This is a genomic window from Streptomyces sp. NPDC049887, from assembly GCF_040656535.1.
Classification (GTDB): Bacteria; Actinomycetota; Actinomycetes; order Streptomycetales; family Streptomycetaceae; genus Streptomyces.
This window is the reverse complement of sequence record NZ_JBFAMM010000001.1, coordinates 47187-69623: the sequence shown is the minus strand read 5'-3', so window position 1 is coordinate 69623 and position 22437 is coordinate 47187. Positions and strand designations below refer to the sequence as shown.

At 72.7% G+C, this 22437-nt stretch carries 20 protein-coding genes; 14 read left to right on the top strand and 6 right to left on the bottom strand.

Annotated features, from left to right (window positions below; translation table 11 throughout):
- The first annotated feature begins 13 nt into the window (after positions 1-13).
- The 3 genes from AB0J10_RS00280 to AB0J10_RS00270 are packed head-to-tail and all read left to right on the top strand — an operon-like array spanning position 14 to position 3507.
- Positions 14-1915 (top strand): hypothetical protein, encoded by a 1902-nt coding sequence (locus AB0J10_RS00280; protein WP_363056170.1) that lies wholly within the window; start codon positions 14-16, stop codon positions 1913-1915.
- Positions 1916-1921: 6 nt separating this feature from the next.
- The gene (locus AB0J10_RS00275) at positions 1922-2401 is read left to right on the top strand and encodes a hypothetical protein (protein WP_363056168.1); all 480 of its coding nucleotides are present in this window, start codon (positions 1922-1924) and stop codon (positions 2399-2401) included.
- Complete coding sequence (locus tag AB0J10_RS00270) at positions 2398-3507, top strand: glycosyl hydrolase (RefSeq protein WP_363056166.1); 1110 nt, start codon at positions 2398-2400, stop codon at positions 3505-3507. The genes AB0J10_RS00275 and AB0J10_RS00270 overlap by 4 nt, the downstream gene beginning before the upstream one ends.
- Here the strand turns inward: AB0J10_RS00270 and AB0J10_RS00265 are convergent.
- From AB0J10_RS00265 to AB0J10_RS00255, 3 genes are all read right to left on the bottom strand, one after another.
- Positions 3482-5665 carry a lipopolysaccharide biosynthesis protein gene (locus tag AB0J10_RS00265; RefSeq protein ID WP_363056164.1) on the bottom strand — a complete coding sequence of 728 codons (2184 nt, stop codon included), beginning with the start codon at positions 5663-5665 and terminating at the stop codon, positions 3482-3484. The genes AB0J10_RS00270 and AB0J10_RS00265 overlap by 26 nt on opposite strands.
- Positions 5658-6860 (bottom strand): DegT/DnrJ/EryC1/StrS family aminotransferase, encoded by a 1203-nt coding sequence (locus tag AB0J10_RS00260; protein WP_363056162.1) that lies wholly within the window; start codon positions 6858-6860, stop codon positions 5658-5660. Before AB0J10_RS00260 ends, AB0J10_RS00265 begins: the two co-directional genes overlap by 8 nt.
- A gap of 125 nt (positions 6861-6985) precedes the next feature.
- Positions 6986-7966, bottom strand: coding sequence for an RNA polymerase sigma factor SigF (locus AB0J10_RS00255; RefSeq protein WP_363056160.1), 981 nt, complete (start codon positions 7964-7966; stop codon positions 6986-6988).
- A 226-nt stretch (positions 7967-8192) separates the two neighbouring features.
- Between AB0J10_RS00255 and AB0J10_RS00250 the strand changes: the two genes are divergently transcribed.
- From AB0J10_RS00250 to AB0J10_RS00225, 6 genes are all read left to right on the top strand, one after another.
- Complete coding sequence (locus AB0J10_RS00250; protein WP_269730042.1) at positions 8193-8561, top strand: STAS domain-containing protein; 369 nt, start codon at positions 8193-8195, stop codon at positions 8559-8561.
- Between the two features lie 159 nt (positions 8562-8720).
- Positions 8721-9221 (top strand): ATP-binding protein, encoded by a 501-nt coding sequence (locus AB0J10_RS00245; protein WP_138054859.1) that lies wholly within the window; start codon positions 8721-8723, stop codon positions 9219-9221.
- A 156-nt stretch (positions 9222-9377) separates the two neighbouring features.
- Entirely contained in the window at positions 9378-10070 is a 693-nt protein-coding gene (locus AB0J10_RS00240) for a peptidase (protein ID WP_363056157.1), read from the top strand.
- Positions 10034-10915: a hypothetical protein gene (locus AB0J10_RS00235; RefSeq protein WP_363056155.1), complete on the top strand. Its 882-nt coding sequence runs from the start codon at positions 10034-10036 to the stop codon at positions 10913-10915. The genes AB0J10_RS00240 and AB0J10_RS00235 overlap by 37 nt, the downstream gene beginning before the upstream one ends.
- Positions 10916-11031: 116 nt before the next feature.
- On the top strand, positions 11032-12045 hold the full coding sequence (locus AB0J10_RS00230) for a hypothetical protein (protein ID WP_363056153.1): 1014 nt from the start codon (positions 11032-11034) through the stop codon (positions 12043-12045).
- Between the two features lie 14 nt (positions 12046-12059).
- Positions 12060-13412, top strand: a complete 1353-nt coding sequence (locus AB0J10_RS00225; protein ID WP_363056801.1) for a hypothetical protein — start codon at positions 12060-12062, stop codon at positions 13410-13412.
- Between the two features lie 338 nt (positions 13413-13750).
- Here the strand turns inward: AB0J10_RS00225 and AB0J10_RS00220 are convergent, their stop codons facing one another.
- Positions 13751-15253 (bottom strand): peptide MFS transporter, encoded by a 1503-nt coding sequence (locus AB0J10_RS00220; RefSeq protein WP_363056151.1) that lies wholly within the window; start codon positions 15251-15253, stop codon positions 13751-13753.
- A 467-nt stretch (positions 15254-15720) separates the two neighbouring features.
- Between AB0J10_RS00220 and AB0J10_RS00215 the strand changes: the two genes are divergently transcribed.
- Entirely contained in the window at positions 15721-16398 is a 678-nt protein-coding gene (locus AB0J10_RS00215; protein WP_363056149.1) for a response regulator transcription factor, read from the top strand.
- Positions 16399-16626: 228 nt separating this feature from the next.
- Entirely contained in the window at positions 16627-17895 is a 1269-nt protein-coding gene (locus AB0J10_RS00210; RefSeq protein ID WP_363056147.1) for an ATP-binding protein, read from the top strand.
- 49 nt (positions 17896-17944) lie between these two features.
- Here AB0J10_RS00210 and AB0J10_RS00205 read toward each other — a convergent pair whose 3' ends face one another.
- Positions 17945-18454, bottom strand: coding sequence for a GtrA family protein (locus tag AB0J10_RS00205; protein WP_363056145.1), 510 nt, complete (start codon positions 18452-18454; stop codon positions 17945-17947).
- A gap of 164 nt (positions 18455-18618) precedes the next feature.
- Here AB0J10_RS00205 and AB0J10_RS00200 point away from each other — a divergent pair, with 164 nt between their 5' ends.
- Genes AB0J10_RS00200 through AB0J10_RS00190 form a run of 3 tightly spaced genes read left to right on the top strand, consistent with a single transcriptional unit; the run spans position 18619 to position 21500 of the window.
- The gene (locus AB0J10_RS00200) at positions 18619-19758 is read left to right on the top strand and encodes a 5-(carboxyamino)imidazole ribonucleotide synthase (protein WP_363056143.1); all 1140 of its coding nucleotides are present in this window, start codon (positions 18619-18621) and stop codon (positions 19756-19758) included.
- The gene (gene purE / locus AB0J10_RS00195) at positions 19755-20294 is read left to right on the top strand and encodes a 5-(carboxyamino)imidazole ribonucleotide mutase (RefSeq protein WP_363056141.1); all 540 of its coding nucleotides are present in this window, start codon (positions 19755-19757) and stop codon (positions 20292-20294) included. Before AB0J10_RS00200 ends, purE begins: the two co-directional genes overlap by 4 nt.
- 9 nt (positions 20295-20303) lie before the next feature.
- On the top strand, positions 20304-21500 hold the full coding sequence (locus tag AB0J10_RS00190) for a dipeptidase (protein WP_363056139.1): 1197 nt from the start codon (positions 20304-20306) through the stop codon (positions 21498-21500).
- 361 nt (positions 21501-21861) lie between these two features.
- On the opposite strand, the gene AB0J10_RS00185 is transcribed toward AB0J10_RS00190, so the two are convergent.
- The gene (locus tag AB0J10_RS00185) at positions 21862-22374 is read right to left on the bottom strand and encodes a CGNR zinc finger domain-containing protein (protein WP_363056137.1); all 513 of its coding nucleotides are present in this window, start codon (positions 22372-22374) and stop codon (positions 21862-21864) included.
- Between the last annotated feature and the right edge of the window lie 63 nt (positions 22375-22437).

The window sequence follows — 22437 nt, the reverse complement described above, 5'->3', positions numbered from 1 at the left end:
GGGGAGTCGCACGGTGCAGCAGCAACGCGTGCCCACACCGGTCACCGGGAGCAGCGCGCTGTCGCCCTTGGAGCGGACCGAGGACCACCGGCCACCCGCCCGGCCCGGCGGGCGGCCGCGGAGCCGGCCGCCCCTCCCCGACCTCGCCTGGCTCCCGCTGCTCCTCGGCCTCGGCCTGTGGACGTACGGGCTGCCACGCATCGGCTTCCGCACGATGGGGGAGTACGGGCTCCTCGACCGGCTGCCGGCCGTGTTCTTCGCCGCGTTGCTGGTGCTCACCGGCGGATTCCTGCTCGCGCTGCGGCGCGCGGGCACCGCGCCCTGGTGGCCGGCCGCGTACTGCGTGGCGATGCTGCTCGCGCTCAAGGCCCCACCCGCGGTGCTCTACGACTCGGTGCGCTACCCCTGGGCCTCCAAGCACGACGCCGTCGTCGGCACCCTCCTCGGCAACGGCGAACTGCGGCCCCACGCCTCTCTGTCGGGGAACATGTCGGCCTACGACCAGTGGCCCGGCTTCTTCGGCCTCAACGCCGCCCTGGTGCGCGCCTTCGGCGTCGAGAGCGCCGCCGCGTATCTCAACTGGGCCCCGGTGGTGCTGGGGTTGCTGCTGCTGCCCGTGCTGGTCCTGCTGTACCGGACCTTCACCGAGGACTGGCGGCTGGTGTGGACCGGAGTCTGGATCTTCCAGCTCGCCAACTGGGTCGGCCAGGACTACCTCGCCCCGCAGGGCTTCGCGTACCTCCTGCACCTGACCGTACTGACCGTGGTGCTGCGCCACTTCGTGTTGCCGGGCTCGGCCGGGAGGCTGCGCGACCGTACCTTCCTCGACCCGGCAGCGGCCGCCGTGCCGCCGCCGACCGGCAGGCGGCAGCGCGCCGTCTGCTTGCTGGTCCTCGCACCCCTGATCGTCGCGATCAACGCCTCGCACCAGCTGACCCCGGTGATGCTGTGCGTATCGCTGTTCGCCCTGATCCTCACCCGCCGCTACCGCAACTACGGGCTCCTCGCCATGGCCGGGGCGCTGATGCTGGCCTGGGACCTGACGATGGGGCGGCCGCTGTTCATGGAGACGCTCGGCACCCTGCGCGAGTCTCTGGGCGAACTGACCCGCAACTCCCGTGCGGGGTACGCCGGACAGCTCACCGGGCCGGGGCCCGAACTCGCCGGCCGGGCCAACGTCTCGATGGTGCTCGCGATCGCCGTGCTCGCCGCGGCCGCCGTGTTCACGCGGCGCAGGCTGACCCGGAGCGCCCTGCCGCTGCTGCTGGTGTCGGCGGCTCCGCTGCCGCTGTTCGCCGTCAACGACTACGGCGGCGAAATGCTCTTCCGCGTCTATCTGTTCGGGCTGCCCGGCGCCGCGTTCTTCGCCGCCGCGGCCCTCGTCCCGGCCGCCGGCGCGCGCCGGGACGCCTCGGCGCGCTCCGGAACCGTGCGCCGGCGAGTGGCCCGCGTCGCGCTGCCCGTGTCGCTGGTGGCGCTCGCCGCCGGATTCCTGCCGTCGTACTACGGCAAGGAGAGGATGAACTACACCCCGCCCGCCGAGACGGCACTGGTCACCAGGGCCATTGACCGGGCGCCCGAGGGGAGCCTCGTCCTCGCCGCCACCGGGTCCTTCCCGATGGCACTGCACCGCTACGACCGACTGGAGCACTGGTTCTTCGCCGAGCAGGAGCTCCCCGCGAACGAGCGGATGCTCGCCGACCCGGCCCGCTATCTGGCCGACGGCATCCCTCCCGGGACGAGGGCGTACGTCGTCCTCACCCGCACCCAGGACATCTACACCGCGGGCGAGGGGCTGCTGCCTCCGGGCGGCTTCGCGACGCTGCGCGGCGAGTTGGCCGCCTCCCCGCTCTTCACCGTCGTCGAGGAACACCCCTACGGCGTCGTACTCGAGTACCGAACACCAGCGAGGTGAGTCCCGATGCCGAAAGAGATCCCGCTCAGAGCCGCCGTCGCGCTGTCCGGCTGGGTGGCGCTCGCGGTGAGCCTGCTGCCGGGGGGCTCACCGGCGAGGTGGGTACCCGTGCTCCTGTTCGTCTGCTTCGGTCCCGGTCTCGCGCTGCTGCACCCGCAGCCGGAGGGCCTGCGGCCCGGCGCCAGGCTGGAGGCGTTCGCGCTGGCCGCGCCGATCAGCCTCTCGATCGGCGTGCTCACCGCCACCTCGCTGTTCCTGGTCCGGGGATTCACGGTGACGGCGTTCCTGCTGCCCCTCGCCGCCTTCGCGACCATCGTCGCCGCACTGCCGGGACTCCCGCTCCCCGCGGCCACGCGCGGCGCGGCCGGACGTGCCGTTGAGTCCTCCCGGGGGGCGCCTCCCGCCACCCCGGCCGGGGAGACTGTCCCGCGATCGGGGAGCGACGGCGCGGCCGGACGCGCTCAACGCGACGGCGGTGGCCGATGAGCGGACGGCGTTCGGCATCCCGCCGGCACGCGGGGGCGGCGGTCGTCCTCGCCACCGTCGCCGCCTTCCTCGCCGGGATCGGGATCTGGGCCACCGCCGACGACGGCCCCGCGGACGAGGACCTACCGCAGAACGCGGTGTCCGGCGGGCCCCCGGGTGGGCCATGTGCCCCCGACGCCGTACTCGCTCCGCGCTGCGGCGCCTGGTGGGGCGCGTACATCCCCTACGACGAGAACAGCTCGCTCACCGCCCCGGTGTACGCGTTCGAGAAGAAGATCGGGCGCCGGCTCGACCTCGTGTACACGTACCACGACATGTCGGGCAACGAGCTGGACGGGCAGCTGCTCACCCCGGACGAACAGGAACTGGGCCGCGACCGGCTGCTCATGCTCGCCTGGGAGTCCACGGTGTGGAAGGAACCGCACCACGCCGGCTGGACCGAGACGCAGCTCGGCTGGGGGAACATCGCTTCGGGACGGTACGACGCCGAGATCGTCGATCCGCAGATCCGCCGCGTCAAGGCCTACGGGAAGCGGGTCTTCCTCTCCTTCGACCAGGAGGTCGACGCCCGTGTCAAGGAGGGCGCCGGGACCCCGGAGGAGTACGTCGCCGCCTACCGGCACCTGCGGGACCGCTTCGAGAAGCTCGGCGCGCGCAACGTGGTGTGGGTGTGGACGGTCTCCGGCTACCTCGGCAGCGCCGACCTGATGAAGCGGCTCTACCCGGGGGACGAGTACGTCGACTGGCTCGCGATGGACCAGTACAACTACTACACCTGCCACAAGACCTCGGACTGGAAGGACTTCGAACGCAGCCAGCGCCCCAGCCATGACTGGCTGGTCGCGAACATCTCCGACGAGAAGCCTCTGATGCTGGCCGAGTTCGCGACCGTACCCGATCCGGCCGACCCCGAGCGGCAGCGCGAGTGGTACGCCGCCGTCCCGCAGGTCGCCAGGTCCATGCCCAGGGTGAAGGCGATGGTCCACTGGAACCGCGCGGTGCCGGGCGAGGGCTGCGATCTGACGGTGAACGGCGGACCGGGCCTGGAGGGCTACCGGCTCGCCGGCCGGGACGACTGGTTCAGACAGCCGGTCCCGAGCCGCTGACGGACCTCCGCCGGGCGGCGCCGCGGCCCGTCCGGCGGTGGGCGAGCGCCGCCACCGCCGCCGCGAGGAAACCGGCCGTCACCGGCAGCGCCGTGGCGGCGAAGGCGTCCTGGACGGCCCAGCCGGTCACCGCCAGTACCCACACCGTGCCCGCCGTGATCCGCCCGGGCACCCCCAGGGCCCGCAGGGCGGTGGCGGCCAGGCCCAGGCAGAGCAACTGGAGTACGGGCGGCAGGACGGTGAGCACGTCCGCCCCGCCGAAGACCCCGGTCGGCAGGACGCCCGCCAGGGCCTCGTGCCCGGGGCCCGTGGCGGGAGCGGGCCGCACGCCCAGCAGCGCGGGTGCGGTGTGCAGCGCGGCGGCGGTGGTGAGCAGGGCGGCCGTGAGCAGGACCGGCCGCATCCGGCCCAGCGCCACGGCCCCGCTGTGGACGACCACCAGCAGCACCCCGGCCGTCACGGTCAGCGGCGGCAGCGCATGCAGCAGTTCCCGGCCCGACAGCGGTCCGGGCGGGACGTCCCGCGCCCCGGCCAGCGGGAACCAGAACAGTCCCGCGGCCAGGCCCAGCAGCAGCCACAGCCAGGCGGCCGTGCCGGACTCCTCACGCCCCGAGGACGCCTGAGGTTCCGGCGGCCCGCACACGGACATCCCGAACGCCGGGGTCGCCGCCTCGCGCACACCCCGCGGACACACGGTCTGCCGGGTCCGGTCCGGGTTTTGCCCGGCCGCCGCGGAGGTCCGCCGTTCGGCCGCCCGGCGCGCCCAGGTCGTCCCGTAGCCGTCGGCGGCCGGCCGCCGACGCGGCGCGAACGGCCGTGTCCCGCGCGGTGTACGGGGCTCGCGCCCGGCGAGAGCCGCCCGGACGCCCGGCGCGGAGACCAGCGCCATGAGCGACATGGACAGCAGCATCGCCAGGCCCGCGCCGGAGATTCCGGCCGGGCCCGTCAGCACCGCCGCGCTGCCCAGCACCAGCGCGCACATCGCGCCCTGGAGCGCCGCGAGCACGCCCGTACGGCCCTGGACGCGCAGGACGCCGATGTACAGCTCCACGACGACGCGTGGCAGTGCGGCGGCGGCCAGCAGCCGCAGCACGGTCGTGCCGTGCTCGGCGTAGTCGGCGCCGAACGGGGCGAGGATCAGCGGGGCGAGGACGACGAGGAGGACGACGACCGGGACGAGCAGCACCGCCATCCGGCGCAGCGCGCCGCGTACCCCCTCGGCGAGGCCGCCGGGGCTGTGCGAGGCGTGTGCGGTGAGCGACGAGGCCATGTTGATGGCCATGAACTCCATCGTGCCGCCGACGGTGTACGCGATGTAGAAGAAGCCGTTGTGGGCGGCGTCGAAACGGACGGCGACCATCACCGGCAGCAGGTTGATCATCGCCAGGGAGAACAGGGCGCCGACGGAGTCCCCGGCGAGGAAGCGGCCGACGTCCCGCATCCTCGGCGGTTCGCGGTGGCGGTCCGCAGCGGCCTGACGGGGTATCAGCCGTCGGAACACCAGCCAGCCGAGGGGGAGTACGGACAGGGCGATCGCCGCCGCCCAGGACACGAAGACGCCGAGGACGGGTAGGGCGCCCGCGAACACGATGAGCAGCAGCAGCTTGCCGATGGAGAACACCGCGTTGCCCACCGGCACCCAGACCGCCTTGCGCAGCCCGGTCAGCACTCCGTCCTGCAGGGTGAGCAGTGCCCAGGCGACACAGGCCGCGGTGAAGACCGCCCCGGCGACGGGGCCTTGCAGTGGCGCGTACGAAGGGCCCCACAGGTCGAGGGTGACCAGGAACGCCGCACAGGCGACGCACACGACGGCCGAGCTGACCGCGTACGTCCGCCACACCAGCGGGCCGGTGGCCCGTCCGGCCCTCGGGACGTACCGCACCACCGCGCCGATCATCGTCGTCGCGGTGATCGAGGCGAGCAGCCGCATCGCGGCGATGGCGGCCGACCCCTGCCCCACGGCCTCCTCGGTGTAGTACCGGGCGGCCACCAGCCAGAAGCCGAGCCCGAGCGCGGCGGAGACCCCGGTGGAGATCATCAGCGCATAGGCGTTGCGGAACATGGAGTCACCGCCGGCGGAACCGCCGGCCGCCCCGTCGGCGGGCGCCCCTCCGCCGGTGGCGGTGCCGGGCTGCCGCACCCGGGTCGTCTCAGCCACCGGCCCCGCCCACGGGGCCGCCGGCCGGGCCGGGGCCCGGTGGGGCACCCGCCGGCCGCACCCCCGCCGAGTCCAGCACGGCGATGATCCGCTCGGCCCCGAGCGGATCGGCAGGGAGGGCGTGGCGGGCGAACCAGCGGGCCGGTCCCGGGTCCGGCGACGGAACGGTGAACGGCTCGGAGGCGTAGTCGTCGAGCGGCGGGTCGTACAGATAGCCGGTGGTGATGCGGCGCCGGGCCAGCGCGGCGATGGCCGCGTCCCGGTCGGCGACCAGGAGCGGGACGCGGAAGAGCGGCTGCACCGGGCCGGGCCCGGGCGCCGCCCAGGGGCTCGCCAGCAGCCGCCGGGTGCCTTCGAGATGGGCCGCGAGACGGTCGTCGAGGCGGTCGAGCAGCCGCGCTGTTCGGCGGAGCCGGGCGCGACCCGGGCTGATCCGGTAGTCGTGCATGTCGACCCGCACCCAGGAGTGGAACGGAGGGAGCGCGGGCGCCTGCGCCAACGCCTGCCGCAGCTCATCGGGCCGCAGCGGCATCCGTATGCCCTCGCGCTCCGCCATGCCGAGGAGCCGCATCACGGCCCGTGCCGCGCGGGCGAGGCGCAGCCCCCGCACGCCCGCCTCCGCGTACGGCCGTAGGGCGAAGACGAGTTCGGCGGAGAGCCGGGAGGGGGCGAGGAGGGCGTCGCGGGCCTGCCTGAGCGCGCTGCGCAGGGCCGGGTCGGCGAACGTGAGGAACCCCCCGGTCTTGGCGGCGGTGTGCTTGGAGAGGCTGAACACGGACGCGTCGCCGTACGAGCCGACCGGCCGGCCGTCCGCCACCGACCCGATCGCGTGCGCCGCGTCCTCCAGCAGCGGGATGCCCAGCGCGTCGCAGCGGGCGCGCAGCGCGGGCGCCGGGTCGGGGTTGCCGTACAGATTGGTGGTGACGACCGCGTCCAGGCTCCGCCAGGTGGCCCCGGGGACGGCGGACACGTCGATCGAGCCGTCCCTCGGGTCCAGCGGCGCCTGGACGGGACGCAGTCCCGCCGCCAGCACCACGAAGAAGATGACGTCGTCGTTGACGGGTGACATCAGCACCCGCCCGCCGGGCCTGCACCAGTGGCGGAGCGCCACGTACAGCCCGAGCCGGCACGACGGCACGTACAGGCACTCCCTGCCGAGGCGGTCGCGCATCCGCGCTTCCAGCGCCTCCCCCATGGTCCCACCATCCCCCCTGAACCCCCGGCTCAATGTGGCCCATACCGGACCCCACCGTCAATAAGGCGGAAGGGCCCATCCCTTGACGGAATGGACCCTTCGGGCGGGGCTCGGTGGGCGGGGAGTCACTCCTCGACCGTGAGGCCCTTTCTGAGCCTGTTCAGCGTGCGGGCCAGCAGACGAGACACGTGCATCTGCGAGATGCCGAGCTCGTCGCCGATCTCGGACTGCGTCATGCCCGCGACGAAGCGGAGGGACAGGATCTTGCGGTCGCGCGGCGGCAGCGAGGCGATGAGCGGTTTCAGGGACTCGATGTACTCGATCCCCTCGAGGCCGTGGTCCTCGTAGCCGATGCGGTCCGCCAGCGTGCCCTCGGTCTCGTCCTCGTCGGGCTGCGCGTCCAGGGAGCTCGCGGTGTAGGCGTTGCTCGCGGCCATGCCCTCGACGACCTCGTCCCTCGTGATGCCGAGGCGCTCGGCGAGCTCGCCGATCGTGGGGGCGCGGTCGAGCTGCTGGGCGAGTTCGTCGCCGGCCTTCGCGAGGTCCAGCCGCAGCTCCTGCAGCCGGCGCGGGACGCGCACGGACCAGGAGGTGTCGCGGAAGAAGCGCTTGATCTCGCCGATGATGGTCGGCATCGCGAACGTGGGGAACTCCACGCCCCGGCTGAGCTCGAAGCGGTCGATCGCCTTGATCAGGCCGATCGTGCCCACCTGGATGATGTCCTCCATCGGCTCGCTGCGGGAGCGGAACCGGGAGGCGGCGAACTTGACCAGCGCGAGGTTGAGTTCGACGAGGGTGTTGCGCACGTAGGAGTACTCGTGCGTGCCCTCCTCGAGGGTTTCGAGCCGGGCGAAGAGCGTCTTCGACAGGGCGCGCGCGTCCACGGGGCCGACCTCGTTGAACGGCGGGAGTGCCGGGAGGTCGAGGTCCTCGGACTGCTCGGTGTGCCCGTGCTGCCCGTACTGCTCGTACGGGGGGTGCTCGTCGTACGCGTCGAGCGCGTGGCGCCCGGCGTGCTCGGGGGACTCGAGGTGATCGTGCTTGTGTGTCGACGGCGCGTACGGGGTACGCGTTTCGTCGAGCCGGGGTGACATGGTCTCCTCCATCGTTCTCGGCATATGGCTGCCGATGCCCATACGTGGTGCTGCGGTGTGCGGCGCCTCCAAAGCCGGCCGTGTCGGTGGTGTCTATCTAGCCCTATCCGGTCCTTGCCGGACATTGCAAGTGTTGAAAGTCATGTATGTCCGATATATGGGGGAGTTCGGCTACCGATCGGCGTACGAAAGGCGTAGTGTTCTGCGGACGTCAACGTCGTCGGCGAAGAGGACGGGCATGGACCGCGGGACGGTCGGTAGTGCGAATCGAGGCCGCCTTCGGGTCGAGGTAAGGACCGAAGGCCCGAGCGAAGTGGTGACTCCGGCGGGTGAGCTCGATCACCACACGGCGGAATTGTTGCGTGCGCCACTCGAGGACGCACTCGACCAGGGTCGTGCACGCCTGGTGGTCGACTGCTCACACCTCGAGTTCTGCGACTCCACGGGGCTGAACGTGCTCCTCGGTGCCCGACTCAGGGCCGAGGCCGCCGGGGGCGGGGTCCATCTGGCCGGGATGCTTCCCGTCGTGGCCCGGGTCTTCGAGATCACCGGTGCGGAGGCGGTCTTCACCGTCCACGACTCGGTCGAGGCGGCCCTGGCGGAGTGACTCCCGCCGCACGACCGGACCGGGGGGTGTCGTCCGGGTCCGGCCGGGCAGAAGACCCCCGCAAGGATCCCTCCGGGACCCCTGACCAAAGTGTGCGGAGCCCCGCACGCTCCGTATCGACCCACACGCGAACTGGCGAATCGGTGAGGTGAAGCGCTGATGAGCACCACCCGGCAGCATCCGCCGGGCGACCTCGGCCCCGAGCCGGACGGCGCCCCCGCCGGCGGTGGCCCCGGCACCGTCCTGCCCGACGGCCGGGTGCGCACCCTGGCGCTGGGGAACGCCAGCGGCATCGTCCCGCTCGCTCGCGATTTCACCCGGCAGGCCCTGTACGACTGGGGCTGGCTGCCCGCCGCCAACGCCGACCGCCGCGCCGCCGCCGAGGACGTCCTCCTCGTCGTCTCGGAGCTGGTCACCAACGCCTGTCTGCACGCGGAGGGCCCCGACCGGCTGCGCGTCTCCAGCGACGCCAAGGTGCTCCGGCTGGAGGTCACCGACCTCGGCGCCGGCCAGCCCGCGCCGCGCACCCCGCACCGGGCCGGCCGTCCGGGCGGCCACGGCATGTTCATCGTCCAGCGGCTGTGCCTGGACTGGGGTGTCGTCAGGACGCCGGGGATGACGGGCAAGACGGTGTGGGCGGAGCTCGCGGCGCCCTCCTAGCCGGGACCCGGGCCCCGTAATTCGAAGCTGTTGTGGAGCACGGCGATCCGCCGTGCTCTTTGTCTTCCCTCCACAAGGACCCGGGCGTACCTTGAGCGCCCGATCTGATGTGTCGTCAGTTACCTGCGGCGACTTCCGGCATGAGGGGAACTCGAGGTGTCGTACCAGAAGCGGACAGCTCTCGCGCTGGCAGCGGCCGTGGCGGGCTCGGTGGTGCTGACGGCCGCGCCCACCGCCCATGCCGCAGTCGTGGACGTCGACTACCGGTGCCAGACGCCCATCGGGCCCAAGGGCGCGGTGTCGCCGATCGAGATCAGGGCCGTCAGGAGCGGCGGTGGCTACAAGCTCACCATGTCGTTCCGGAAGGGCGTCTCGTCCAGCCCGGTGGAGCTCGGCAAGGGGGCGATGAACCCGAGCGCGGTCATCGAGCTCGGCGGCGCGGAGAAGGGCGGGGTCCCGGTCTCGGGGCCGCCGAACGGCGAGGCGATTCCCGCCAACACCCCCATCAGGATCAACGACTTGAGCGGGACGTACACCCCCGGGAAGAGCGGCAGGGTCACCTTCACCGCCGGGGTGCTCACGATCAAGGCACTCGGCACGACGACCACGTGCACGCCGGGGAACGACCCGAAGCCGTCGCTCGAACTGGACGTCACGGGCGCGGGCGGCGGCGGTGCGCAGTCCGGCTCCGGCTCCGGGTCCGGGTCCGGCTCCGGAGCCGGTGAGCTGCCGAGGACCGGCCCCCTCGACTCCGCGCCCGCGCTCGGCACGCTCGGCGGCACGGTGCTGCTGACCGGCGCCGTCGGGGTGCTGTGGTTGACCCGCCGCGGTCCGCGGTCCGCGGGCTGACCGTGCCGGCCCGCTCCCCACTCGCCGCCGCGGCCGGCGCCCTGCTGTCCGTGCTCTGGGCGGCCGCGCCCGCGGTCGCCGGGCAGGACTGGACGGCCGAGCCGGCTGCGGGCGGCAGACCTTACGTCTATCTGGAGGGCCCGCCCGGCACGGTCATGGAGGACGGGGTCTCCGTGACCAACCCCGGGGCGGAACCGCTGACGGTACGGCTGCGGGCCGCCGGGACGGCCGGGCCGGTGTTCGCCGAGGACCGGGTCACCGTCCCCGCCCGCACCCGGGCCGACGTGCCCTTCGCCGTGACGATCCCGGCCTCCGCCGCTCCCGGCGACCGGTCCGCGCGGGTAGTGGTGTCGGCCGGCGGCCGTGAGGCGGTCGTGCGCGTCCATGTGCGAGTCACGGGGCCCGAGTTGGCGGCACTCACCGTGGAGGACGTCCGTGTCGACGGCCGCGTGATCCGCTACACCCTCGTCAACCGGGGCAACACCGTGCTCGTGCCCAGGCTCGCCGTGCGCGCAGACGGACTCGCCGGCGAACTGCTGAGGCGCCCGGCCCGGACGCTGCCGGTCGAGCTGGGCCCCGGCCGGAGCCTCGAACTGACCGAACCCTGGCCCGATCCGCCCGCCCTCGACTCCGTCGACGTCACGCTCCGCGTCACGGCCCCGGGTGCCGCGTCCGTCGAGGCGACGGCATCCGCCCGGTACGTGCCGTGGGCCGCGGCGACGGGCACGGCGCTGGCACTCGGTGCGGCGGCGGCCGGTCTCGCACTGTGGCGCGGCCGCGGACACTCCTCCGACGAGCCCGGCGGGCCCGGCCGGACCCCGGCGCAGGCGGGAGCCCGACCGTGAACGGCGCCGCGCACACCCCGTCCCTCCGTCCCCGTCTTCTGCGACGGCCGGGCCACGCGCTCCGGGGGTCGCGGTGTGCCGCCGCCGGCCGCGGGATCGCCGCCCGGCTGTCGGCCGTGCTCCTCGCCGCTGCCGTCGCTTTCACCGGTCCCGCTCCGCTCGCCGCCGCGGACACGCAACCCACCGTCCGTCTCTCCGCCGAACAGGCGGGCAGGGGTGGTGACATCACCGTCAGCGGATCCGGCTGGCGACCCCGGGCGTTGCTGATGCTGCTGATCTGCGGGCAGTCCGCCCCCGGCAGGGGAGTGATCGGCGGCACCAATTCCTGCGCCAACGCGGAGGGCCGGGCCGTGACCACCGACGCCAAAGGTGCCTTCAGCAGGAAGATGCCGGTCGCCGAGCCGCCGGAGCCGTGTCCCTGCGTGGTCCACGTCGCCACGGTCACCGGCGAACGGGCCGCCGTGGACGCGCCGTTCACGGTCGCCGGGCATCCCGCCGCCCCACTGCCGCGGCAGACGGGCGGCGGCAGGCTCGCCGTGCTCGCGACAGCCGAACTGCGGGGGTCGAGTGGGCTGCTCGTCTGGTTCGGCGCCCCACCGGACCGCGAACTCGTCTTCACCGTCGGCAATCTCGGTACCGCCGCGGTCGAGGACCCCGTCTTCCGGGTCGGTACGGCCCACGGCGTCTTCGCCCCGCGGTGGGAGGAGCGCCAGTGGCGCGGCACCGTGCAGCCGGGCCGGAAGGCGCAGATCAAGCTGCCCGTCCAGCTGCCGGCGGGGGCGCACGGCGACTACCGGGTCTCGGTGGAGTACGGCTCGCAGGTGCTCGTCGAACAGCCCTGGGGCGTGGGCAGGCCCTGGGGCGTGACGCTCTTCTGGGTGCTGCTGGCCGTCGTCGTCCCGGCGGCGCTGTTCCGGATCGGGATGGCGGTCGTGGACCGTGTACGGCCGCGGCACCCCGGTCGGCACCGCAGCCCGCACCGCACCGCACCGCACGCCGTCCCACCCGGGGACGGGACGGCCTCCTCGGCCGAGGCAGGCCGCCCCGTCACCACCCCCGCGGCCCTGCCGTGGTTCACCAAGGACTCCGCACCGTCAGAGAACCGACCCACGACGAAGGGGCACACGTGAGCACGCAACGGAGGATGAGCGCGGCAGGGGTCGCGCTGATGCTCGGCGGCGCGGGGATCCTGCTGGCCGCCTCCCCCGCCCGGGCCGCCGACGTCTCGTTCGCGACGGAGTGCGTCCCGCCGCCCGTATCCGGTCTGCCGCCCGTCCAGGGCACCACCCGCGTGCAGATCACCGCGCCGGCGGAGGCCGAGGTCGGGGACGAGATCGAGGTGGTCTGGAAGACGGTCGAGGCCGCGTCCAGGAACCCCGATGTGCTGGATCTGCAGAAGGACACCGTCAGACCGACGGGCATCCTCAGGGTGGCCGGGGCGCAGACCGCCGACCTGGCGATGGAGGGGCCCCGGCAGAACCCGCCGATCCCTAAGAACAGCCCCATGGTGCTGTCCGACATGAGGGCCAAGCTGAGGCTGACCGCACCCGGCGAGATCACGCTGACGCCGGGCGCGTACACCATCAACGTCTCCAAGCCGATATCCACCGACACCAAGTGCGCCCCGAAGGAGGCCGTCCAGCCGGGGGCGACCGTCAAGGTGGTGGAAGGCGGCGGCGGTTCGGGCGGTACCACGGGCGGCGACGCCGGTGGTACGTCGACGGGTGGTTCGTCGACGGGTGGTTCGTCGACGGGTGGTTCGTCGACGGGTGGTTCGTCGACGGGTGGTTCGTCGACGGGTGGTTCGTCGAGCGGTGGCGGCGACTCCGGCGGGTCCACGGGTGGTGGCGGCGGCCAGACCGACTTCGAGGGCAGGGAGGTTCGGGTCGCGTACTCCTGCGAGACGCCCATCGGCGACAAGGAGGCCGTCTCCCCGGTCAGGATCAACGCCAGGAAGAACGGCGGCGACTTCGACCTCACCGTGAAGTTCTCGGAGTCGGTGATGGACAGCCCCGCGGACATCCCGGCCGACTCCGTGAAACCGTCGATGGTGGTCCGGCTGGGCGGTGCCGACAAGGGCTCCGTGCACGTCGAGGGCCCCATGAACAAGGAGCCCGTCAAGGCGGGCGACCCGATCGAGATCCCCGATCTGACCGGCACGTACAAGCCGGGCGCCGACGGCAGGTCGACGCTCAGCCCGGGCGTCCTCACGGTCGAGGCGCTGGGCACGACGACGACCTGCACCCCGCCAGACGACGTCGCGGTGTCCCTGGAACTCGACACTTCCGCCCAGCCGGGCGGTGCGAGCGGTGGCTCCGGCGGTGCCGCCTCCGGCTCGGCGGGCGGCGGTGACGCCTCGGGCGGCGGCCTCGCCGACACCGGCGCCGGGGACGACGGAGCCCTGCGGGCCCTCGCCCTCGTGGCCGGCACGGTTATTTTGACGGGTGGCGCGGTCTTCACGTTCACGCCGTGGGGGAGGCTGCGCGGGGCTCGGTGAGCGGCACGGGCGCGGCGGGCCCGGCCGGGGTTCCCCCTCGGGCCCCGCGACAACGGCACCGACGAGGCCATCGGCGAAGTCGATACGTGGACGACGGGGTCGACGGGGTCGACGGGTAACGACGACGTGGGACCGACGGCGAAGTCACGACAGCGAGGACGCCCCGACGACGAGCGCGTCGTCCTGGGCCCGAGGACGACGACAGGAGAACGGAGGGCGCCCTGGGCCCGAGGGCGGCGGCATGGGAACGGGGCCGGCCCGGCACGCGGTGTGCGCGCCGGGCCGACCCCGTTCCGCTGTGGGCGCCTGCGCCCGACGCCGGCGGGGCCGGCGTGAGGTCAGCGGACGTCGCCCATGAGGGCGCGGATCCTCCTGCCGGCCATCATGAACGTCAGGCCCGCGACGATCGCGATCACCGCCCACATCGAGTAGTAGGCGGCGTCCCCCAGCGGCTCGTTGAGCTTGGTGGTCCAGCCGTTCAGGGCGTTGCCGGTCGCGGTGGCCAGGAACCACAGACCCATGATCTGGCCGACGAACTGCTTGGGGGCCAGCTTCGTGGAGAGCGACAGGCCGACCGGCGACAGGCACATCTCGCCCAGGGTCTGGACGAGGTAGACGCTCAGCAGCCAGAAGACGGTGACCTTGCCGGTCTCGCTGTTCGCGGCCGCGGCGCCGGCCAGGCCCATGATGGCGAAGGAACCGCCGATGAGCAGCATTGCCAGGGCGAACTTCATCGGGGTGCTGGGCTCGCGGTTGCGCTTGGCGAGCCTGACCCAGAGGGCGGCGAAGAGCGGGGCCAGGACGATGACCATGGCCGGGTTCACCGACTGGTACCAGGAGGCCGGGAACTCCCAGCCGCCGATCATGCGGTCGGTCTTGCCGTCCGCGAACAGCGTCAGCAGCGAGCCGGACTGGTCGTAGATCATCCAGAAGAGCACGGCCGTGGCGAAGAACCAGGCGAACGCCTGGATCTTGGGCTTGTCGGTCGCGGTCAGCGCCGGGTTCCGGTACATCGCGGCGAAGTAGACGACCGGCACGACGATGCCCAGGACGGCCAGGAAGTTGACGATGTGCTCGATGTCGTAAGTGCCGAGCAGCACGTCGACGGCGAGCGCGGCGAGGGCCAGGCCGCCCCACAGCAGGACCTTGCGCAGCGCGATGCGCTTCTCCTCCGGCGTCGCCGGGGTGCCGGGCTCCTTGCCGACGTCGCCGAGGTGGCGGCTGCCGAGGACGTACTGGACGACCGCCAGCGTCATGCCGATACCGGCGACGGCGAAGCCGAGGTGCCAGTTGACGTTCTCGCCGAGGTAGCCGACGACCAGCGGGGCGGCCATGCCGCCGATGTTGATCGCCATGTAGAAGAGCGTGAAGCCGGCGTCGCGGCGGGCGCTGGACTGGCCCTCGTAGAGCCCGCCGACCATGGCCGAGATGTTCGGCTTCAGCAGGCCCGTACCGGCGGCGATGAGCACCAGGCCGGCGAAGAAGGCGGTGTCCGACGGGATGGCCAGGGTGTAGTGGCCCAGGGCGATGACGATGCCGCCGACGAGGACGGCCTTGCGCGCGCCCCACAGGCGGTCGGCGATCCAGCCGCCGGGCATGGCGGCCATGTAGACGACGGCGTTGTAGACGCCGTAGATCGAGGCGGCCAGCGCCTCCCTGCCCTGGAGCGGTCCGTCGAGGACGCCCGCGACCAGATAGAGGACGAGGATGCCGCGCATTCCGTACCAGGAAAAGCGCTCCCACATCTCCGTCATGAAGAGCGTGGCCATACCGCGTGGGTGGCCGAGGAAGGTCTTCTCGCCCGGGGTGCTGGACGAGTCCTTCGTCAGGCTGGACGCCATGTCGATCCTTGCTGCTCGGGACGCGCCGCGTCGTGAGCGGTTTCCGCGCCCGGTGGGGGGCGGCCGGCACCGGCGGGGGAGCGGTCCCGCCCCCACGCCCGAGGGGCCCGTCCCCTGGTGGGGGACGAGGGACAGTCCTCACCGGGATCCACACCCCGCGCGCTTCGTCGCGTGCGGGGCCCGGCCCAGGTCATTCACGGTCGCGGAGGGGGCGGTGATCCCGCCCGACTTCGCGCAGAAAAGAGACCTTTGGCGGTAAAGCGGCCAAAGGTCCCCGAGTAGTGCTGTAGGCGCCTTGACACCATAAGGCATGACAGCGAGATGTTTAGACCACTTGAGAGAAGGATCACAGGCGTCCGTGGAACCGCCTGCCCGCATTCGAAGGCGCAAACCAGGATGGCATCGCCGAAGTCGGGGGCCTGCCCAGGACCCCCCGGAGCGTGACCGCCGCGGACTACCATCACCCCATGACCCGTGTACTGCTCGCCGAGGACGACGCATCCATCTCCGAGCCGCTGGCGCGCGCGCTGCGCCGGGAGGGGTACGAGGTCGAGGTCCGCGAGGACGGCCCGACCGCGCTCGACGCCGGGCTCCAGGGCGGTGTCGACCTGGTCGTGCTGGATCTCGGGCTGCCCGGGATGGACGGGCTCGAAGTGGCGAGGCGGCTGCGTGCCGGCGGTCACAGCGTGCCGATCCTGGTGCTGACCGCCCGCGCCGACGAGGTGGACACGGTGGTCGGCCTGGACGCCGGCGCCGACGACTACGTGACCAAGCCCTTCCGGCTCGCCGAACTGCTGGCCCGGGTACGGGCCTTGCTCCGGCGCGGCGCCACGGAGCCCGCAGCGGCGCCCGCCACGCACGGCGTGCGGATCGACGTCGAGTCCCATCGGGCCTGGATGGGCGAGGAGGAGCTGCAGCTCACGGCGAAGGAGTTCGACCTGCTGCGGGTGCTGGTGCGGGACGCCGGCCGGGTGGTCACCCGCGACCAGTTGATGCGCGAGGTCTGGGACACCACGTGGTGGTCGTCCACGAAGACCCTCGACATGCACATCTCCTGGCTGCGCAAGAAGCTGGGGGACGACGCGGCGAACCCGCGGTACATCGCGACGGTCCGGGGCGTCGGATTCCGCTTCGAGAAGAACTGATTTCGAGAAGAACTGGCCATCGGGGACCGGCCGGCCGCCCCGGGTCCCGGTGTCCCGGGAGCCGGTCCTCCCCGGACCGGCCGCCCCGGCACCCGACCGCCCGGGGTCGATCGGCTCCGGGACCCGGCGGTTCGGGACGACAGGCCCTCGGGGCCGCGCCGCCCCGGGCCGGCAAGGATCGCGGGGGTCCGGACCCCGCACGACCGCAAGACCCGCCCGGAGGGCACCGTGCGCCGCCGACTGATCAACTCCACCCTGGCCGTGGTGCTCGTGGTGATCGCCGTCTTCGGCGTGTCGCTCGTCATCGTCGAGACGCGCACCATCAGCAACAGCGCCCAGGAGAGCGTCGACTCCGAGGCGCTGCGGCTGGTCAGCGTCATCGAGGCCAAGGTCCTGGAGCACGAGCGGGTCGACGACGGGGTGCTGGCCGACCAGATCGGGCCGGACCGGTTCGCCAGGATCGAGATCCCCGGCAGCCCGCCGGTAGAGGTGGGGCAGCGCCCCTCCGGCAGCGTGATCCGCGGCACCGCCACCGGAGAGCAGGGCGAGCGGGTCACCGTCGAGGAGTCCCGGGCCACCGTGACCCGTGAGGTCGGCCGCTCTCTGATGATCATCGGTGCGGTGGCTCTGCTCGCCGTCGTCGCCGCCGTACTGCTCGCCGTGCGGCAGGCCAACCGGCTCGCCTCGCCGCTGACCGATCTCGCCGAGACCGCGGAACGGCTGGGCTCCGGCGACCCGCGGCCGCGTCACAAGAGGTACGGAGTCCCCGAACTCGACCGCGTCGCCGACGTCCTGGACGCCAGCGCCGAGCGGATCGCCCGGATGCTGACCGCCGAGCGCAGGCTCGCCGCTGACGCGTCCCACCAGCTCCGTACCCCCCTGACCGCCCTGTCCATGCGGCTGGAGGAGATCTCCGCCACGGACGACCCGGACACCGTCAAGGAGGAGGCGAACGTCGCGCTCACCCAGTTGGAACGGCTCACCGACGTGGTGGAGCGGCTGCTCACCAACGCCCGGGACCCGCGGACCGGGTCCGCGGTCGCCTTCGACCTCGACGAGGTCGTCAAGCAGCAGATCGAGGAGTGGCGCCCGGCCTACCGCAGCGCGGGACGGGCCATCGTCTGCTCGGGCAAGCAGGGGATGCGGGCCGTCGGAACACCGGGCGCCGTCGCCCAGGTGCTGGCCGCCCTGATCGAGAACTCGCTGATGCACGGGGGCGGCACGGTGGCCCTGCGCACGCGTGTCACCGGCAACCAGGCCGTCATCGAGGTGACCGACGAGGGGCCCGGCGTACCGGCCGACCTGGGGGCGCGGATCTTCGAGCGCACCATCAGCGGGCGGAACTCGACGGGCATCGGTCTCGCCGTGGCCCGGGACCTCGCGGAGGCGGACGGCGGGCGGCTGGAGCTGCTGCAGCAGCAGCCCGCGGTGTTCGCCCTGTTCTTGAGTCGGGAGGCGCGGCCGCGTGAGGACGAGCCGGAGCACACGGTGCGCTGAGACGGCGCGGGACGCACCGGGGAAGGGCGCGACGAGGGGAAGGGCCGGTTCAGCTGCCGACGCGGTCGGGCGCCTCCGTGCGCCGCTGCTCCAGGAACGACTCCGCGGTCTGCACGGCCTCGCGCGCCGGGAGGGCCCGGAAGACCCAAGTGCGGTACGACCAGAAGCGGAACAGCGTCGCGACGGCGATGCCGAAGAACTTGAAGAAGTTGCTCTGCAGCGGGCTGTCCCAGCCGAACCCGTAGGTCGCCACGTACAGCACGCCGTTCTCGATCACCAGGCCGACCGCGCTGAACAGCAGGAACAGGGTGAGTTCCTTGGTGCGGCCGCTCTTGTCCCGGTCCCGGTAGGTGAAGTAGCGGAAGCCCACGTAGTTGAACAGGATCGCGATGACGGTGGCGAGGAGGCTGGCGCGCACCACCGGGAGCTCGGTGGTCTGCCGCAGCAGATTGAAGACCGCCATGTTGACCAGAAGGCCCATGGCGCCGACCGCGCCGAACTTGGCGACCTCGCGCGCGAGCCGGTTCAGTCGCACACGCAGTGCGCCCCGTTCGCTCATGGTGTCCGCTGGTCCCGTCCGGTCGACTACGTCAACCAGACCACTCTAACCAGCACCTCCGCCGCGTGCCCGGCGGACGGTCACGAAGGAGCCCACGCCTTTGTGGGATCGTACGAAGTGATGGGGCGGGCAGGACCGTACGGAGCTCCGGATACCCTGAGAGGGTGACGTTCCCCGTAGTCGGCATGGTCGGCGGCGGACAGCTCGCCCGTATGACACACGAGGCAGGCATCCCCCTCGGCATCAGGTTCAAGCTCCTCAGTGACACCCCCCAGGACTCGGCGGCCCAGGTGGCCGGTGAGGTCGTCGTCGGCGACTACCGGGACCTGGACGCGCTCCGCGACTTCGCTCGCGGCTGCGACGTGATCACCTTCGACCACGAGCACGTGCCCACCGAGCACCTGCGGGCCCTGGAGGCGGAGGGCATCCCCGTCCGCCCGGGCCCGGACGCGCTCGTGCACGCGCAGGACAAGGGCGTGATGCGCGCCCGGCTCGACGCGATCGGCGCGCCCAGCCCGCGCCACCGCATCGTCGCCGACCCGGCGGACGCGGCCGCCTTCGCGACGGAGGTCGGGGGCTTCCCCGTGATCCTCAAGACGGTGCGCGGCGGCTACGACGGCAAGGGCGTGTGGATCGTCCGGAGCGAGGAGGACGCCGAGCCGCCGTTCCGCGCCGGAGTGCCCGTCCTGGCCGAGGAGAAGGTCGACTACCGTCGCGAGCTCGCCGCGAACGTCGTCCGCTCCCCGCACGGCCAGGCGGTCGCGTATCCGGTCGTGGAGTCGCGCCAGGTCGACGGCGTCTGCGACACCGTGATCGCCCCCGCGCCGGACCTGGACGAGGAGCTGGCCGGGCAGGCCCAGCAGCTCGCGCTGCGCATCGCCCAGGAACTCGGCGTCGTCGGCCACCTGGCGGTCGAGCTCTTCGAGACCACCGACGGCCGGATCCTCGTCAACGAACTGGCGATGCGCCCGCACAACTCCGGGCACTGGACCCAGGACGGCGCGATCACGTCCCAGTTCGCCAACCATGTCCGGGCCGTGCTCGACCTGCCGCTCGGCGACCCCCGCCCCCGGGCGAGGTGGACGGTCATGGCGAACGTCCTCGGCGGCGACTACCCGGACATGTACCAGGGCTATCTGCACTGCATGGCGCGGGACCCGCAGCTGAAGATCCACATGTACGGCAAGGACGTGAAGCCCGGGCGCAAGGTCGGACACGTCAACACCTACGGCGACGACCTGGACGACGTGCTCGCGCGCGCCCGTCACGCGGCCGACTACCTCAGAGGAACGATCACCGAATGACCACCGCTCCCGATTCGGCCCCCCTCGTCGGCATCGTGATGGGCTCGGACTCCGACTGGCCCGTCATGGAGAACGCCGCACAGGCCCTGGACGAGTTCGAGATCCCCTACGAGGTGGACGTCGTCTCCGCGCACCGCATGCCGCGCGAGATGATCGCGTACGGCGAGCAGGCGGCCGACCGCGGGCTGAAGGCGATCATCGCGGGCGCCGGCGGCGCCGCCCATCTGCCCGGCATGCTCGCCTCCGTCACCCCCCTGCCCGTGATCGGTGTGCCCGTGCCGCTGAAGTACCTCGACGGCATGGACTCGCTGCTGTCGATCGTGCAGATGCCCGCCGGGGTTCCGGTCGCGACCGTGTCGGTGGCCGGGGCGCGGAACGCCGGTCTGCTCGCGGCCCGGATCCTCGCCACCCAGGACGCCGACCTGCTGGCCCGGATGCGGGACTTCCAGCAGGAGCTGAACGACCAGGCGACGGAGAAGGGCAGGCGCCTGCGCACCAAGGTGGAGGGGGCCGCGGCGTTCGGTTTCGGGAAGTAGGCTGCGACCGTGGATTTTCTCGCCGAAGCCCGTTCGCTGCTCACATCCTTTCCCGTCGTCGACGGCCACAACGATCTTCCGTGGGCCCTGCGCGAACAGGTCCGCTACGACCTGGACCGCCGCGACATCGCGACCGACCAGACGGGCAGCCTGCACACCGACATCCCGCGGCTGAGGGCGGGCGGGGTCGGAGCGCAGTTCTGGTCGGTGTACGTGCGCAGCGACATGGCCGGTGACGAGGCGGTCAGCGCAACGCTGGAGCAGATCGACGTGGTGGACCGGCTGCTGGCCCGCTACCCGGCGGACCTGGCGCGCGCCCTGACCGCCGACGACATGGAGGCGGCGCGCAAGGAGGGCCGGATCGCCTCCCTCATGGGTGCGGAGGGCGGCCACTCCATCAACAACTCGCTCGCCACGCTGCGGGCGCTGCACACGTTGGGCGTCCGCTACATGACGCTGACACACAACGACAACAACGACTGGGCGGACTCGGCGACCGACGAGCCGCGGTTCGGCGGACTGTCGGCGTTCGGCCACGAGGTCGTGCGGGAGATGAACCGCACGGGCATGCTCGTGGACCTCTCGCACGTCGCGCCGACGACGATGCGGGACGCGTTGGACACCTCCGTCGCCCCGGTGGTCTTCTCCCACTCCTCCGCCCGGGCGGTCTGCGACCACCCGCGGAACATCCCCGACGACGTGCTGGAGCGGCTCCCGGCGAACGGCGGCGTGGCGATGGCCACGTTCGTCCCGAAGTTCGTCCTGCAGGAGGCGGTCGCCTGGACGCGCGCGGCGGACGAGAACATGCGGGAGCACGGGCTCCACCCCCTCGACACGACCGAGGCGGGCATGAAGGTCCAGCGGGCGTACGAGGCCGCGCACCCCCGCCCGATGGCGACGGCGGCCACGGTCGCGGACCATCTGGACCACATGCGCGAGGTTGCCGGGGTCGACCACATCGGCATCGGCGGCGACTACGACGGCACCGCGTTCACCCCGGCCGGCCTGGAGGACGTCGCGGGCTACCCCAACCTGATCGCGGAACTCCTGCGCCGCGGCTGGTCGCACCCGGACCTGGCCAAGCTCACCTGGCAGAACGCGGTCCGCGCCCTTCGCGACGCGGAATCCGTCGCCCGCGACCTCCAGTCCCGCCGTGCTCCCTCGAACGCGACGCTCCGGTCGACGGCGAGCGCGCCCAGGCCGTAGCGGCGGAGGACGCCGCCACCGCTCGCGCGTCACGCGCACGTCTTTCGACCGTGGTACGGCTGCGGGCACTACCGCGGCGGGGGACGCGCCGCCACCGCTCGCGCGTCACGCGCACGGCCGCACGGCGTTCCTCCGGTGGTACCGGCGCGCGCCCAGGGCGGGTCGCGAAGGTCCCTCCTGGCCCGCGACGCCCGGCACGCACTCCCCCGTAGCCCTTCGGCACGGGAGGTACCCCCACGCTGCGTTGTCGGGGTCGTCCGAGTACGTTCGGCAACGAGGACGATCCTCAGCCCTGCGATGGCATGCACCGGACGCCCCAGGCCCCGCCTGCGGACGGACGGAGCCACTTTCGCCACACTCCCTACCCGCCCCGCCGCGCGCGGTAGGCGCGCATCTTCGCGCGGCTGCCGCAGACCGCCATGGAGCACCAGCGACTGCGGCCCGCCGGGCTGCGGTCGTAGTAGGCCCACAGGCAGTCCTCCGCCTCGCAGGCCTTCAGACGCTGCCAGCTCCCGTCGGCGGCCGCCGACGCGATCGCCGTGGCGACGCGGGACAGCAGGGAGGCCGGGTCGGCCGTGGGCCGGAGGGCCACGGCGCCCGCGTCGTCCACGGAGACGCGCAGCGGCGCTCCGGTCAGCATCCGGTCCAGGTCGGCGGCGCTGCGGCCGGGTGAGGAGTGGCCGGCGTGCGCCAGGCACGCCGCCCGCAGCGCCTCGCGCAGCTCCTTCGCGGCCGGCACCTCCGCCGCGGTGAGACCGAACGTCGCCCGCCCGTCCTCGCCGTCCAGCCTGTCGGCGCCCGTGTCGACGCTCAGCGTGTTGACCAGGGACTCGATCAGCGCGAGCCCTCCGGGTGCCGGGGCCCTGTCGTTCATGGTTGCGACGTTACCTCCATTACGAGACCATGTGGTTACCGGTTACCAGTGTAAGGCGGTTAC

Excerpts from the sequence above, each read along its gene's own strand:
- AB0J10_RS00260 (WP_363056162.1), bottom strand. The coding sequence starts at position 6,860 with ATGGGGGAGGCGCTGGAAGCGCGGATGCGCGACCGCCTCGGCAGGGAG.
- AB0J10_RS00205 (WP_363056145.1), bottom strand. The coding sequence starts at position 18,454 with ATGAGCGAACGGGGCGCACTGCGTGTGCGACTGAACCGGCTCGCGCGC.
- AB0J10_RS00275 (WP_363056168.1), top strand. The coding sequence starts at position 1,922 with ATGCCGAAAGAGATCCCGCTCAGAGCCGCCGTCGCGCTGTCCGGCTGG.
- AB0J10_RS00215 (WP_363056149.1), top strand. The coding sequence starts at position 15,721 with ATGACCCGTGTACTGCTCGCCGAGGACGACGCATCCATCTCCGAGCCG.
- purE (WP_363056141.1), top strand. The coding sequence starts at position 19,755 with ATGACCACCGCTCCCGATTCGGCCCCCCTCGTCGGCATCGTGATGGGC.
- AB0J10_RS00185 (WP_363056137.1), bottom strand. The coding sequence starts at position 22,374 with ATGAACGACAGGGCCCCGGCACCCGGAGGGCTCGCGCTGATCGAGTCC.
- AB0J10_RS00245 (WP_138054859.1), top strand. The coding sequence starts at position 8,721 with ATGAGCACCACCCGGCAGCATCCGCCGGGCGACCTCGGCCCCGAGCCG.
- AB0J10_RS00255 (WP_363056160.1), bottom strand. The coding sequence starts at position 7,966 with ATGGAGGAGACCATGTCACCCCGGCTCGACGAAACGCGTACCCCGTAC.
- AB0J10_RS00225 (WP_363056801.1), top strand. The coding sequence starts at position 12,060 with ATGAGCGCGGCAGGGGTCGCGCTGATGCTCGGCGGCGCGGGGATCCTG.
- AB0J10_RS00270 (WP_363056166.1), top strand. The coding sequence starts at position 2,398 with ATGAGCGGACGGCGTTCGGCATCCCGCCGGCACGCGGGGGCGGCGGTC.
- AB0J10_RS00220 (WP_363056151.1), bottom strand. The coding sequence starts at position 15,253 with ATGGCGTCCAGCCTGACGAAGGACTCGTCCAGCACCCCGGGCGAGAAG.
- AB0J10_RS00250 (WP_269730042.1), top strand. The coding sequence starts at position 8,193 with ATGGACCGCGGGACGGTCGGTAGTGCGAATCGAGGCCGCCTTCGGGTC.